9 protein-coding genes are annotated in these 13,856 nt (G+C 76.0%); 1 reads left to right on the top strand and 8 read right to left on the bottom strand.

Going from position 1 to position 13,856, the window contains the following annotated elements; translation table 11 throughout:
- Window positions 1-32 precede the first annotated feature (32 nt).
- From ACIQI7_RS31290 to ACIQI7_RS31320, 7 genes are all read right to left on the bottom strand, one after another.
- Window positions 33-1,685, bottom strand: coding sequence for an RNA polymerase sigma factor (locus ACIQI7_RS31290; RefSeq protein WP_401116616.1), 1,653 nt, complete (start codon window positions 1,683-1,685; stop codon window positions 33-35).
- A gap of 606 nt (window positions 1,686-2,291) precedes the next feature.
- A complete protein-coding gene (locus ACIQI7_RS31295) occupies window positions 2,292-3,224 on the bottom strand; it encodes a FadR/GntR family transcriptional regulator (protein WP_401116618.1) in 933 nt (310 codons plus the stop codon).
- 198 nt (window positions 3,225-3,422) lie between these two features.
- Window positions 3,423-4,331, bottom strand: a complete 909-nt coding sequence (locus tag ACIQI7_RS31300) for a hypothetical protein (RefSeq protein ID WP_401116620.1) — start codon at window positions 4,329-4,331, stop codon at window positions 3,423-3,425.
- A 3-nt stretch (window positions 4,332-4,334) separates the two neighbouring features.
- Window positions 4,335-6,161, bottom strand: coding sequence for an ATP-binding cassette domain-containing protein (locus ACIQI7_RS31305; RefSeq protein WP_401116622.1), 1,827 nt, complete (start codon window positions 6,159-6,161; stop codon window positions 4,335-4,337).
- Between the two features lie 369 nt (window positions 6,162-6,530).
- Window positions 6,531-6,809 carry a hypothetical protein gene (locus ACIQI7_RS31310; RefSeq protein WP_401116624.1) on the bottom strand — a complete coding sequence of 93 codons (279 nt, stop codon included), beginning with the start codon at window positions 6,807-6,809 and terminating at the stop codon, window positions 6,531-6,533.
- A 171-nt stretch (window positions 6,810-6,980) separates the two neighbouring features.
- Window positions 6,981-7,739 (bottom strand): NUDIX domain-containing protein, encoded by a 759-nt coding sequence (locus tag ACIQI7_RS31315; protein WP_401116626.1) that lies wholly within the window; start codon window positions 7,737-7,739, stop codon window positions 6,981-6,983.
- A 239-nt stretch (window positions 7,740-7,978) separates the two neighbouring features.
- Window positions 7,979-10,105, bottom strand: coding sequence for a glycogen debranching N-terminal domain-containing protein (locus ACIQI7_RS31320; protein WP_401116826.1), 2,127 nt, complete (start codon window positions 10,103-10,105; stop codon window positions 7,979-7,981).
- Between the two features lie 758 nt (window positions 10,106-10,863).
- Between ACIQI7_RS31320 and ACIQI7_RS31325 the strand changes: the two genes are divergently transcribed.
- Window positions 10,864-12,177: an alpha/beta fold hydrolase gene (locus tag ACIQI7_RS31325; protein WP_401116628.1), complete on the top strand. Its 1,314-nt coding sequence runs from the start codon at window positions 10,864-10,866 to the stop codon at window positions 12,175-12,177.
- A 34-nt stretch (window positions 12,178-12,211) separates the two neighbouring features.
- Here ACIQI7_RS31325 and ACIQI7_RS31330 read toward each other — a convergent pair whose 3' ends face one another.
- Window positions 12,212-13,777 (bottom strand): DUF4192 family protein, encoded by a 1,566-nt coding sequence (locus tag ACIQI7_RS31330; protein WP_401116630.1) that lies wholly within the window; start codon window positions 13,775-13,777, stop codon window positions 12,212-12,214.
- Window positions 13,778-13,856 lie beyond the last annotated feature (79 nt).

Raw genomic sequence — 13,856 nt, forward strand, 5'->3', positions numbered from 1 at the left:
TCCGGGCCTTCGCGTGGAACGACTGCCGTCGATCAGTCCAGGTAGTCGCGCAGCACCTGGGAGCGCGACGGGTGGCGCAGCTTCGACATGGTCTTCGACTCGATCTGGCGGATGCGCTCACGGGTGACCCCGTAGACCTTGCCGATCTCGTCCAGCGTCTTCGGCTGGCCGTCGGTCAGGCCGAAGCGCATCGAGACCACGCCCGCCTCGCGCTCGGACAGGGTGTCCAGCACCGAGTGCAGCTGCTCCTGGAGCAGGGTGAAGGAGACCGCGTCGGCCGGGACGACCGCCTCGGAGTCCTCGATCAGGTCACCGAACTCGCTGTCGCCGTCCTCGCCCAGCGGGGTGTGCAGCGAGATCGGCTCACGGCCGTACTTCTGGACCTCGATGACCTTCTCGGGGGTCATGTCGAGTTCCTTGGCCAGCTCCTCCGGGGTGGGCTCGCGGCCCAGGTCCTGGAGCATCTGGCGCTGGACGCGGGCCAGCTTGTTGATGACCTCGACCATGTGCACCGGGATGCGGATGGTGCGGGCCTGGTCGGCCATGGCGCGGGTGATCGCCTGGCGGATCCACCAGGTGGCGTAGGTCGAGAACTTGTAGCCCTTGGTGTAGTCGAACTTCTCGACCGCACGGATCAGACCGAGGTTGCCCTCCTGGATCAGGTCCAGGAAGAGCATGCCGCGACCGGTGTAGCGCTTGGCCAGCGAGACCACCAGGCGGAGGTTGGCCTCCAGCAGGTGGTTCTTGGCGCGGCGGCCGTCCTCGGCGATGATCTCCAGCTCGCGCTTGAGCTTCGGGGCGAGCTTGTCGGCGGCCGAGAGCTTGTCCTCGGCGAACAGACCGGCCTCGATGCGCTTGGCGAGCTCGACCTCCTGCTCGGCGTTGAGCAGCGGGACCTTGCCGATCTGCTTCAGGTAGTCCTTGACCGGGTCGGCGGTGGCGCCGGCGACGGCGACCTGCTGGGCCGGCGCGTCGTCCTCGTCGTCGTCGGAGAGGACGAAGCCCTCCGACTCCTCCTCCGGACCGGTGCCCTCGGCCTCGGCCTTGTCACCGGGCAGCGCGACGTCCTCGAGCAGCTCCTCCTCGCCGAGCAGCTCCTCGTCGCCCTTGGCGGCCTTGCCGGCGGCGGTCTTCTTGGCGGCGGTCTTCTTGGCCGGCGCGGCGGTCTTCTTGGCCGCGGCCTTCTTGGCCGGGGCGGCCTTCTTCGCGGGGGCCGCCTTCACCTCGGTGACGAGGCCGGTCGTCTCCTCGACGGTGATGTCGGCGGAGACGGTGGGAGCCGGGGCCGCGGCGGCGGCGACGGCCGGAGCCGCGACGGGAGCGCCGGGGGCGATCCGCACGGGCGGCTTGGTCGGGGCCGACGGGGCGGCCGGGGTCCGGGTGGTGACAGCCTTCGTGGCGGTGCGCTTGGTGGGGCTCTTGGCAGCAACGCTCTTGCGCTTGGCGCCGGCCGGTTCGGCCGCGCTGACCATGAGGTCCACCCCCTCCTCAATCAGCACCTGGTTGAGGCTGCGCATGACGTTCTTCCACTTGGTGACCGGGATCTGGTCCGCCTCGAACGCCTGGCGCACGTCGTCACCGGCGATCTGCCCCTGGGCCTTGCCCCGCTCGATGAGCGCCAGCAGAGCTGCGGACTCCGCGATCTCGGGGGGAAGCGAACGGGATGTGCTGGCCGACACGAACAACCTCTCGGACGATGAGTGGACTCGAACCCGTACCGGCCGCCCGAGCGGGCGGGGAAGGAGATCGCGCGCCGGGCGCGCGGTGTCGATTCCGACCGACTCGGGCTTGAGGACTGGGTTTGCAGGACGGCAGCAGCGCCGCGGACCAACACAGCATTCTGACATGTTGGAGTATTCCGGAGCTGCTTCCGCTCAGGACACATCGCTGCTACTCGTCAAGTGTTACGCATGGCCTTCGTGTCGCGGGTCACACCACCCGGCGTCCGCAACCGGGGCCGCTTCCATCATCGCGCACTCGCGCGGCAAACCATTGTCATGGACAAGCCCTCGAATGGGCCCGGCTTTCCGCGGCCCGTTTTCCGGGCCGACGTCTCACCGGTTCGCCTCCCCGGCCCGCGGCCCTCCCGGCCTTCGGTCTCCCCGGCTCGCGGTCTCCCCACGGCCCGGCCGCCCGCAGCTCGCGACCTTCCCGGGGTCGGGCCCGTGCCGACGGCATGCGGAGGCCCTCCGGCTGCGCCGCGCGGTGCGGCCGGAGGGCCTGGCGGAGCGGACCGCCGCCGTCCGGCGCCTCCGCTCGTGGACAGCCCGTTCAGCGCTTCCTGGGCCCGTTCAGTGCTCCCTGGGCGCGGGAACGGACGGCTCGATCTCGGGGTGGACGGTGAGCAGCGCCCGCATCGCGGCCTCGCCCGCGGTGCCGTCGCCGGCGCCCAGCGCGTCCACCAGCCGGGCGTGCAGGCTGACCGAGGACTCGGAGGGCCGCTCACAGGAGATCGCCGGGCCGCCCGACACCTGCAGCGAGCAGGCGACGATCCCGGACAGGTGCTCCAGCATCCGGTTGCCGGCCATCTGCAGGATCAGGCCGTGCAGCTCGGCGTCGGCCCGGGTGTAGGTGGACAGGTCGGCCTGGGAGGCGGCGTGGCCCATGATCTCGACCAGCTCGACCAGGCGCTGCTGGACGTCCTCCCGGCCGTGGCCGGCGGCGAGCCGGGCGGCCAGCGGCTCGATCGCCCAGCGGAGCTCGAACAGCTCCCGGCGCTGCTCGTCGCGCTGCGGGCCGAAGGCGCGCCACTCGATGATGTCCGGGTCCAGCAGGTTCCAGTCGCTCACCGGGCGGACCCGGGTGCCGACGTTCGGCCGGGCACTGACCAGGCCCTTGGCCTCCAGGACGCGCAGCGACTCGCGGACGACGGTGCGGGAGACCTCGAACCGCTGGCCGATCTCCTCGGGCACCAGCGGGCGGTCGGCACCGAGGTCGCCGGAGACGATCATCTGGCCGAGCTGCTGGACCAGCTGACCGTGCAGGCCGCGGCCGCGGCTGCTGGTGGTCTTGCGGCCGACCCTGGCGATGTCGGACTCGGCGCCCTCCCAGCGGGGCGCCGGCGGGGTCGGCCGGTCGGCGTACGAGAAGCGGTCCAGGTCGCCGGGACCGTGGATGGGCCCATCGGCGGAACGGGCGGGGGTCATGGTGGGGTGCGCAAGGGTACTCACGCCTCCTTTGTCGGCGATCCGCAGGCGTGGCTTGAGAATTCTCGTGAAAAGCACACGAAAGGGTGATCGGCCGTGACTGGATAATTGACTTCTTATCAGGAAGAAACGCGCAATACGGTCACTGCTGGTCGATCTTGGAATTCCCGGACAGGACCGCACCCGAGGGGCAGTACTGGGGGCGGGGGACGCGGTCCGGCCGGAGCGCGGCTTCCGCGCGGCCAGGTCCTGCGGGCAGTTCCGGCGCGGGGCGGCCTACAGGGCGCGGCGGCGGGCCTGGACCAGCAGAGCGACGAGCAGCAGGAGCGCCGCGGGAGCGGCGACCGCGGCGAACAGGGCCGGATCGCTCAGTGCCGCGCCGTCGACCGTCTCCTCGTACGCACCACCGCCGTACACCTGGCCGTAGGCCCACTCGATCCCGGACTGGAACGGCAGCAGGTCGGTCAGCCGGGTCGGCCACGGCCTGCCGGTGTGGCGCAGCAGCAGGGCGGCGCCGGACTCCAGCAGCGGCGGCAGCGCGCACAGCAGCAGCACCCCGGCGGCGGCGCCGCGGGTCAGCGAGGCGGTCAGCACCCCGGCCCAGCCCGCCGCCACGGTGAGCAGGACGAAGGCCAGCAGCGCGGCGGGCACCCCGTGGCCGGCCGCCGGCCCCAGCGGGGCGAACGCGCCCGGCAGGTCGGACAGCCCGGACACCCCGACGCCGGCCAGCACCCCGGACACCCCGTCCGACAGCGCGTCCGGATCCGTCCAGGCCTCGACGGTGACGCCGTCCGGCAGCGCGAGGTGCACGGCCACCGCGTCGAGCAACAGGGTCGCCAGCGCCAGCGCGGCCGCCACCGGGCCGATCACCAGCAGCTTGGCCAGCAGCAGCCGCACCCGGCGCGGGTACGACACCTGCGAGGCCGGCAGCCCCGGGTAGCGCACCTCGTGCCCGTACGACAGCGCACCCAGCACCGCGGCACCGAGCGCCGCGAAGGGCAGCGGGATCAGCGGGACGGCGGCGGTCAGCAGCCGCGCCCCGACGGGGGCCACCAGCGGGGCGTCCGTGGTCTGGCTCGCCAGGACGGCGGCCACGGCGGCGTCGCCGAGCAGCACGGCGGCGAGCAGCAGCCAGGTGGAACGCAGGCCGCGCAGGCGGCGCAGCTCGTAGGCCAGGACACGCACGGTTCACTCGCTCCGGGGGTCGTCGGGGGTGGCGGGGGTGGTGGGGACTGCGGGGTTGGTGGGGTTGGCGGGGGTGGTGGGGGTGGCAGGGGTGGTGGGGGTGGCAGGGGTGGTGGTGTTGGGGGCGCTGGGCGCGGGCCTCCGAGCGGCGGCGGCCCGGACGGCGGTCGCGCCCGAGGCGGGGAGGCGGAGGCGGACGGTGTCGTCGGTGAGCAGGTCGTCGGCGCCCATCCGACGGCCGATGCGCCGGAACCAGGCGGGTGTCAGGGCCGATGCCGAGGTCGCGCTCGGGCTCGGGGCCGGGGTCGAGGCCGGGGTCGGGGTCGGGGCAGGCGCGGGGGCGGGCACCGGGGCCGGGTTGGCACGGAAGAGCTGCTCGACGACGACGTTCGGGGCGGGTTCGGCGGTGGCGTCGGGAGTGCCGTACGAGTGGGTGGTGTCGCTCCCGGTCTCCGCGGTCGGCTCGGGGCGGCGGCCGGCCGAGCCGAGGACGGGGAGCGCGGCGGCGGGGAGGGCGGCGGCCACGGACACGGCGGGCAGGGCGCGGGCGGGCAGGGAGCCGTCCTGCCGGGGGCGGCGGAGGAGGCTGCGCTTGGGGGCGGCGGCGGCCTCGGTGGCGGCTTCGGCGACGGAGCCGCCTTCAGTGACGCAGGCGGAGCCGGAGGTGGTGGCGATGGCCGGTTCGGACAGGGCCGGTTCGGACAGGGCCGGTTCGGGCAGGGCCGGTTCGGGCAGGGCCGGGGCTGTCGCGGGCTCGGCCGGGGGTGCCACGGCTCCGACCGGGGCGGGCTCGGCGGCCGGTTCCACGGCCGGTTCAGCGGCCGGCTCGGGGACCTGATGGAGGGTCGGCGCCGGACTCGACTCCCGGGCCGGCTCCGGGCGCGGGGCGCTCCCGGCTTCCGGCTGGAGGCGGAGGTGGCCGGAGCGGCCCGAGCCGACCGGCAGGACGATCCCGGGCGCCGGTTGCTCGACCACCCGGTCGGCCAGCTCGTGCAGCAGGATCCCGTGGCGGTAAGCGAGTTCACCGATCTCGGTGCGGTCGATGCCGGCCACCGCGAGGCTCACACTGCTCTCCCGCCGCACGTCCGCGCCCTGACTGGTCAGCAGGTCCGCCAGCCGTGCCATCTGCGGCCCTCGGACGGCCACTTCGGGGGTGAGCCTGGTCCGCCGGAACTCCGCGACCGGCTGGTCGACCACCAACTGGCCGCGGTCCAGGGTGACCACCCGGTCCGCGAGCTGCGAGGCCTCCTGCGGGCTGCGGGTGGTCACCAGGACCGTTCCACCGGCGGCGCCGAAGGAGCGCAGGAAGGAGTGGAACCACTCGACGTTGCGCGGCGACAGGCCGTCGGCGGGCCCGTCCAGCAGCAGCGCGCCGGGGTCGCCGAGCAGGGCGGCGGCCAGGGCCAGCCGACGGTGCATGCCGGGCGAGAAGGTGCGCAGCCGCTGACCGGCGACAGCGGCCAGCCGGGTCTGCTCCAGCAGCTCGTCGGCCCGCCGGGCTGGAACGCCGACGGCCGCGGCGAGCATCCGCAGATGACCGCGCGCCCTGCGGCCCGGGTGCCCGGCCGCCGCGGCCTCCCCGGTGCCGGGCAGCAGCACCCCGACCTCACGCTCGGGGTGGCGCAACCGGCGGTAGGAACGGCCCCCGAAGAGCGTGACGCCCTGGCCGCGTTCGAGTTCGAGCATCAGCCGCAGCGCGGTGGACTTGCCGGCACCCTCGGCACCGAGCAGCGCGGTCACCGTGCCGGGCTTGGCGTCGAAGGTCAGATCGAGCACCGCGGGTGGAGCGCCCCTGCGATAGACCTTGGTCAGTCCGGTGATCTGGATCATCGCTGGCTGCTCCCATGCCCTCGGCCGACCTGCTCGACGCGGAGCACCCCTGACGGGCGGGCATGCACCCGCGCGGCTCCGCGCCAGCACATTAGGGGGCGGCGACGGCCATTCCGGGCATTACGGGAACGGCGCGGGCCAGCCGACTGCCCACCTCACCCGATCAGGGGACAATCCGATCCTGCGATTCACGGGCGGCCGGTCCGTTCCGGGGCGTCGACGGCTTCGGTGGCATCGGTGTCGTCGGCGGCTGCGGCCACTTCTGCGGGCTCGGCGGGATCGGCGGGATCGGCGGGATCCGGGGCTCGGGGGCTCTGCGGCGGGGGCTTAGGCCGGGCGGAGCGTGGTGCCCCGCGCAGGGTTCGGTCGCTACCGGGACGGCCAGGGCGGCGGCGGGAGCTGCTCCCCGGCGCACACCGCGTGGAACCCGTCGACCGCCGCCCGACCCTCGACCGTGATCTCGCCAAGCCGCTCCCGCTCCGCGGCCAGCCGTTCCTGCACGGCGGCGATCGACTCGGGCCCCGCGTGCTCGGCCTCCAGCGCGGCCAGCTCCCGCTCCGTGGCGGTGGTGGTCGCGTCCAGGCTCCGGTAGTCCGCCGCCAGCCGCTCGATGAGGGCTCGCCGGTTGGCGCAGTCCTTGGTGGCCATCGCTGGGCTCCCTGTGCCGGAAGGCCTCCGGCCCGGCGGCCGGAGCGTCCATCGACACTCTGCGCCGCCATCGCCGGAACCGCAGCCAGGCCAGGCCATTCGGTCGTTCAGGGCCGCGCCGTGGCGGGACGGCACCCCGTCCGGGCGGGCCGGGCAATGGGCGCGGGGGGCTCAGGACTCCGGACGGAGCATGGGCGGGTTGAGGACGGTCGCGCCGCCGGCGGTGAACAGCTGGGCGGGGCGGCCGCCCTGACGGGTCGTGGTGCCGCCCGAGGGCAGCAGGAAGCCGGGGGTGCCGGTGACCTTGCGGTGGAAGTTCCGCGGGTCCAGCACCACGCCCCAGACCGCCTCGTAGACCCGGCGCAGCTCGCCGACGGTGAACTCGGTCGGGCAGAAGGCGGTGGCGAGGGAGGAGTACTCGATCTTGGAGCGGGCGCGTTCCACGCCGTCGGCGAGGATCAGACCGTGGTCGAAGGCGAGCGGGACGCCATCGGCCGGGTTACCGCCGAGGAGTTCGCCGACCGGGGCCCAGCGGGCGCTGCTGGCGTCGCCGCCGGCCCGGGGCGTGGGCAGGTCGGGGGCGAGCACCAGGTAGGCGACGCTGACCACGCGCATCCGGGGGTCGCGCTGCGGGTGGCCGTAGGTGGCGAGCTGCTCCAGGTGGGCGCCGGCCGCGCCGGGGCCGACCGCGTCGTGGCCGGGGGCGGTGTGGGCGCGCAGGCCGGTCTCCTCGGCCAGCTCGCGGGAGGCGGCCTCGGCCAGGCCCTCGTCCGGGCGGACGAAGCCGCCGGGCAGCGCCCAGTACCCCTGGAAGGGCGGCTCGCCTCGTCTGACCAGCAGGGCGCAGAGCGAGTGGTCGCGCACCGTCAGCACCACCAGGTCAACCGTGACAGCGAACGGGGGGAAGGCCGACGGATCGTAACGCGACATGGGCACGATCATAGTCGTCTCTCTGACGATAAGCACAGGCCGTGCGTGGAACGCTCAGGGGCCCTTACCGCCCGCCCCGGCCCGGCTCACCCCACGCACGGCCCGCCGAGGCCGGAGCGGGCAAGCTCGGTGTCGGTGACCGGGAGTCACCGGCACCGGGTCACCGGTACCGGACGGACGGACGCCGGAGCGTGCACGCCCGCTCACGGACACCGCAGCACCGACGCGCGGCACCGGGCTCAGTGGGCGACGAGTTGCAGGTCCGTGGACGCCTCCTCCACCATCGCCACGCCGATCCGGCTCACCCGGACGGAGAAGGGCTCGCCCGCCACCCGCAGGCCGGTCAGCTCCAGCTCGCCGAGCGGTGCGGTGCTGGCCGGGCGGACCAGCACCCGGCCGCCCGGGACGTCGGGCCGGACCCCGGCGAGGGCGAACACCGCGTGCGCGGCGCCGGCCGCGGAGACCGCCGCCGGGCGGCAGGCCGCCGGGTGCGGCACCGGTGGGCAGCCGGGGGTGCGCTGCTCCCCCGCGTACATCTCCGGGAGCCGCCCCTCGAAGTGGGCGCTCGCGGCGAGCAGGCCCTCCAGCAGGGTGCCCGCCTCGTTCTCGTGACCGGCCTCGGCCAGTCCGGCGATCGCCAGCGCCGTCTCGTGGACCCGCACCGCACCGCCCCGGTGGCCCAGCGGGTTGAAGCGGGGGGACTTGGCGCTCAGGGTGCGCAGCCCCCAGCCGCTGTCCAGCTCGGGCGCAACCAGGCGCTGGGCGAGCAGCCGGGTCTGCTCGCGGTCCAGCAGGCTCTCGTGCCGACCGCCGTCGACGGCGAGCCCGGTGTCCAGCAGGTGCACCAGGGAGGAGGTGACGGCGGGCAGCGGCTGGCCGCCCGGGGCCAGCCCGGCCGCAGGGCGACCGCCGGACAGGTCGTCGATCCAGAACCGCTCGCGGAAGCGCCCGCGCAGCGCGGCGGCCCAGCCGCGCCAGTCCTCGGCGCCCGGTCGGCCGAAGGCCTCCAGCAGCTCGGCCCCGTGCAGGGCGGCGCGGTGGGCCTGTGCCTGGACCTCGGCGCGGGCGGCGACCGGGTGGGCGGAGCGCTCCTCGGCGGGGCGGCTCAGATCGGTGACGAAGCCGTCGGACAGGCCCTCGCGCAGGGCGGCCAGGGCCCGCTCGGCGGCCGGGAGCAGCTCGGCGACCTCCGCCGGGGGCAGGCCCCAGCGCCAGGCCTCCGCCAGCACGGTGACGAACAGCAGGGTGGCCTCGGTGGCGGTGCAGGTGGGCGGCAGCTCGGGACCGCCGTGGCGCAGGGCGCCGGGCAGCAGGCCCTCGGTGCGGCCCGGGGCGGGGACGAGCTGCTGACGGCGGGCCAGCGCCCGGAGGGTGCCGGCCGCCAGCCGGGTGCCGAGCGGCAGGGTCAGCCGGGCGGCCCAGAGCGCGTCGGCCGGCGCGAGGCCGAACCGCCAGGGCGCTCCGGAGGCCGGGTAGAGGTCGGTCGGGCGGTCCGGGTCGGCGAACAGCAGCCCGCCGAGGGCGTCCAGCGAGCGGGAGACCAGCGGGGCGGCCCGGGTGTCGTCGCTGCGGACCTCCGGCTCGGACCAGGGCAGCGGGACACCGGTGCCGCGGCCGCCCGGCGGGCGCGGGCCGCCGGCGGCGCTCTCCAGCTCGGTGTGCAGCTCGACGGACCAGCGGGCGCCGGGCTGGACCTCCAGGTCCCAGCGGAGCACGCCGGCGCCGGCCAGGACGGCGTGCGGGGAGGGCTGGGCGCTGACCACGGCGTTGTGCACCGGGCCCGTCCAGCGCAGCCCGGCGGACTGCACCTGGCCCGGCAGGTCGGGCTGGCGGTGCCCGGCGGCGATCTCGGCGACCGGGCCGAGGTCGGTGCCGAGGGCTATCTCCAGCGGCAGCCGGGCGGGCCGCGGACCGGTGTTGCGCACGACCACGGTCTCCACGCCGTCCGCGTGGCGCAGCCGCTCGACGGTGAGCGCCGGGTCCGGGTCGAGGTCGCCGGGGAGGCGGACGGCACCGAGGAAGCGGGCCTGGGCGATGCTGGTCAGGTTGCCCTGGAGCGGCAGCGGCTCCATCCCGCCGAGCCGCAGCTCCATCCGGGCGAGCACCCGGACGCCGTTGCGGTAGAAGCCGTGCAGGCCGTGGCCGCGCAGCTGGCCGTCGGGGCCGGAGGCGGCCATCGCCGGGGCGTTGACACAGATCACCGCCTGGTGGACGGCGGGCGGTTGCGGTCGCGGTGGGGCCGCGGGGCGGCCCGGGCCGAGTGGTGCGCCCGCGGGCCCGGCCCCGGGGGCCTGGTCGGGGCGGCCCACCGGCCTGGGCGGCGCGCCGACCACGCTCTCGGCCGGCATGGCCTGTGGTGGCCTCATGGCGGTCACCGGACTCTCCTCCCCTCGGCGGTCCGGTGGCCGGTCAGGCCGGTGGGCCGCGAGCATGCTCGATCGCGTGCTGATGGTGCCGGGCCGGCGGGGCCGTCCCGCCGGCGGTGTGCCGTGTCTGGCCGTACCCGGTGGCGGGTCGTGCCATGCGGTGCTCGGTACCGGGCCGGTACCGGCGCTCCGCGCCTTCGTTCCGGGGCCCTTCACCGCGCCCGGCACGGCGTCAGGTCCGGCGCCCCGGCCCGTCGGTGACGCCCTTCCCCCGCGGCCCGCGCCCGCCCGGCCGTGCGGCCCCGCGGTGGCGGCCGGTCGTGGTGCCGCACGCGGCCGCGACCGCTGCCGGCACCCGGGCGGCCGGGTCCGCACCGCGCGGCGATCGGCCCGTCCGAATCGGGCGCAGGCCCCCGGAGTGAACGCCGCGCACCGCCGCCAGGTCACGCACCGCCGCTGCGCCGCTGGTCGGGCGGCCCCGCTCGGTGGTCGCACCGCGCCCACCGGAACGTCATCGGGGCCTCGCCGCCGACGCCACGCCGTCCGCGGTCCTGGGGCGGCGCTCCGCTTCTCGGGCCGCCGTCGGACCCGCTCGGACCGGGCGTCGGCCGGGGTCGGCCGTCCGGTCGGGCGGACGGGGGCGGTCGAACCGGTGCTCGACCGCCGCCAGGATACGGTGCGGGGGTCGCGGCCCCCGCACCCGGTGACCCCGTGAACCGCGACGCCACCGCTGTGACCAGCAGAGACCGAGGAGTTGCATGTCCACCATCAGCCGGCTGCCCGGGATTGTCACGACCGACCACGTGTTCCAGCTGCCGCTCGACCACGCCGCCCCGCAGGGCGAGCAGATCGAGGTGTACGCCCGCGAGGTGGTGGCCGCACGCCGCGAGCGGGACGACCTGCCCTGGCTGCTCTTCCTCCAGGGCGGGCCCGGCGGCAAGGCCGCCCGCCCGCTCGGCCGGGACTCCTGGCTGGAGCGCGCCCTGGACGACTACCGGGTGCTGCTGCTCGACCAGCGCGGCACCGGGCGGTCCACCCCCGCGACCCGGCAGACCCTCGCCCGGCGCGGCGGACCGCAGGAGCAGGCGGACTACCTGGCCCACTTCCGCGCGGACTCGATCGTCCGGGACGCCGAGCTGATCCGTGCGCGGCTGCTCGGCGCCGACCGGCGCTGGAGCGTGCTCGGCCAGAGCTTCGGCGGCTTCTGCACCCTCACCTACCTCTCCATCGCCCCCGAGGGCCTGACCGAGGCCTTCATCACCGGTGGCCTCGCCGGCCTCGGCAGCTCGGCGGACGACGTCTACCGCGCCGCCTACCCGCGGGTGGTCCGCAAGAACGAGGACCACTACGCCCGGTTCCCCCAGGACGTCCAGGCGGTGCGCCGGATCGCGGCCCACCTCGCCGACTCCCCCGCGACCCTGCCGGACGGCGGGCGGCTCACCGTCGAGGCGTTCCAGATGCTCGGCCTGCTGCTCGGCGGCGGCAACGGCTCCGGCACGCTCCACTACCTGCTGGAGGAGGCCTGGGTGGAGGGCCCGGCCGGGCCCGAGCTCTCCGACACCTTCCTGGCCGGTGCCCAGGCCCAGCTCTCCTTCGCGGGCGGCCCGCTGTACGCGGTGCTGCACGAGTCGATCTACGGCCAGCGGTCCGTGGACCAGGGTGGCACCGCCTGGGCGGCCGAGCGGGTCCGCAAGGAGTTCCCGCAGTTCGACGCCCGGGCCGCGCTGGAGTCCGACGCCCCGGTGCTGTTCACCGGGGAGATGATCTACCCCTGGATGTTCGACACCGATCCGGCGCTGCGCCCGCTGAAGGAGACCGCGGACCTGCTCGCCGCGCGGACCGACTGGCCCGACCTGTACGACCGGGCGCGGCTGGCCGCCAACACCGTGCCGGTCGTGGCGGCGGTGTACCACGACGACATGTACGTGGACACCGCCGACTCGCTCGAGACCGCCCGCGCGGTGCGCGGCCTGCGGACCTGGGTCACCGACGAGTGGGAGCACGACGGCCTCCGGCTGAGCGGCGGCAAGGTGCTGGACCGCCTGATCAAGATGGCCCACGGCGAGGCGTAGCGGCCCGCGGGCCGGCCCGTCCGCGCGGACCGGCTCAGCGCGCACGGTGACCTCCTCTCGTCGCCCGCCGCACGCCCCGGCAGCGGTGGAGGCCGGTGCGGGCCGCGGCAGACGTGCACGCCGCGGCCCGGCCGAACCGCAGGCCCCGGACGGACCGCTCCCCGGGCGCCCGGGTGTGCCCCGGTGTCGCGGCCCGTCCGGGCGCCGCCAGCAGGGCGACCGCCCCGGCACCGCCGCCGTCCGGCTCCGGGCGGCCTTCGCAGCCGTCCACGGCTCCCGGAGCCGGATCGGCCGGTGCCGGGGCCGGGGACGCGCCCTTCCGGCGGCCGCCCCGCCGGTGCCGCCGGGCGCTGCCCGGCCGCCCGGGGCGGTCGCCGGTGGCCCCGCCCGCACCCGGTACGGCGGGGCCGGGGCCCGCGTCGCCACGGGGCGGTGCGCCGTCGGCAGGCGCCTCGGCGTTCGGCGCTCGGCCCGCCGGGGGCCGCGGTCCACCGGCCGGGGCCACCTCGGCCTCCGGCCCCTCGCGCCGCCGCCGCTGGGCCTCGACGGCGGCCAGCAGACCCTGGGGCGTCATGCCGTCGTTGAGCGACTCGTAGAGCAGCTCGGCCAGCAGGTAGCCCGGGGCGAGCCGCAGCACGTGGCCGAGCACGACCCGGGCCGTCGCCGTGTCTCCCGCGACCCAGGACGTCCAGGCCAGCAACGTCAGCGGGGCCACCGCACAGCCCTCGTACGGCGGCACGGCCCGCCGGGCGAGGAAGCGCCAGAGCCGCTCGGCCGGGGCCAGCTCGGCCGCCCGGGCGTACTCGACGCCGCGGTCCCGCACCAGGCGGTCCCGCAGGGCGAGCAGCAGCTGCGCCGTCCGGTCCGCGTCGAGTTCCCTGGCGCCGGCCTGGAACTCGGCGACGGCCTGGTCGAGCAGGGCGATCCGCTGCTCCCGGGCGAGCGCGTCCACGGCTTCGGCCCGGGCGAGCGCCTCGCGCTGGACGGCGGCCTCCGGCGGGCCGACCGGATCCAGTCCGCCGATGATCGCCTTCCGGCTGCCGCGCGGCGCCAGGCCGGCGACCGTCGCGGCGGCGGCCGCCGGGCCGGGGCCGGGGCTGCGCCGCACCGGATTGCCCGCCGCGTCGCAGCACCCGTCACCGCGGCAGAGGAAGGACCACCAGCGGCCGTCCGAGACGCACAGCGACTCCTTGACGGCCACGCTCCGGCGCCCGAAGGCCGCCCGGAGGGCCTCCGCCAGCGGCCGCAGCCCGTCGACCACCGGCGGGGCGTGGGCCGCGCCGGGATCCTGGCAGAGGTAGAGGAGCACCTGGAGCGGCCGGGCGCCGTGCCGCTCGGAGAGGGCGACCAGCAGGGCGGCCGTCTCCTCCGCGGCGGCCGGCCACTGCGCGGGCGACCGCGGCAGGTCCGCCCGGATCACCCCGCCCTGGTGCAGCCCGGGGCCGTGGAGCCCGACCGCGACGATGCTGTCGTCGGGGTAGAAGCCCAGGAAGTACGGAAGCAGCTCGGCCATGTCGGCCGGGCCGCGCATGACGACCGGCCGGAGCTCGGAGGCCGGGCCGAGGGACAGAATGACGTGTTCGTTGTTCATCGCGTTCATGGCCGCAAGAGTGGACGCAATCCGCGGATGATGCCGGAACCGACTTCTTTCCTGTGGATAACTCCGCCCACGAATTTCC

Origin of the sequence: Kitasatospora sp. NPDC092039 (assembly GCF_044756065.1) — a bacterium.
In the GTDB taxonomy this organism is placed as follows: domain Bacteria; phylum Actinomycetota; class Actinomycetes; order Streptomycetales; family Streptomycetaceae; genus Kitasatospora.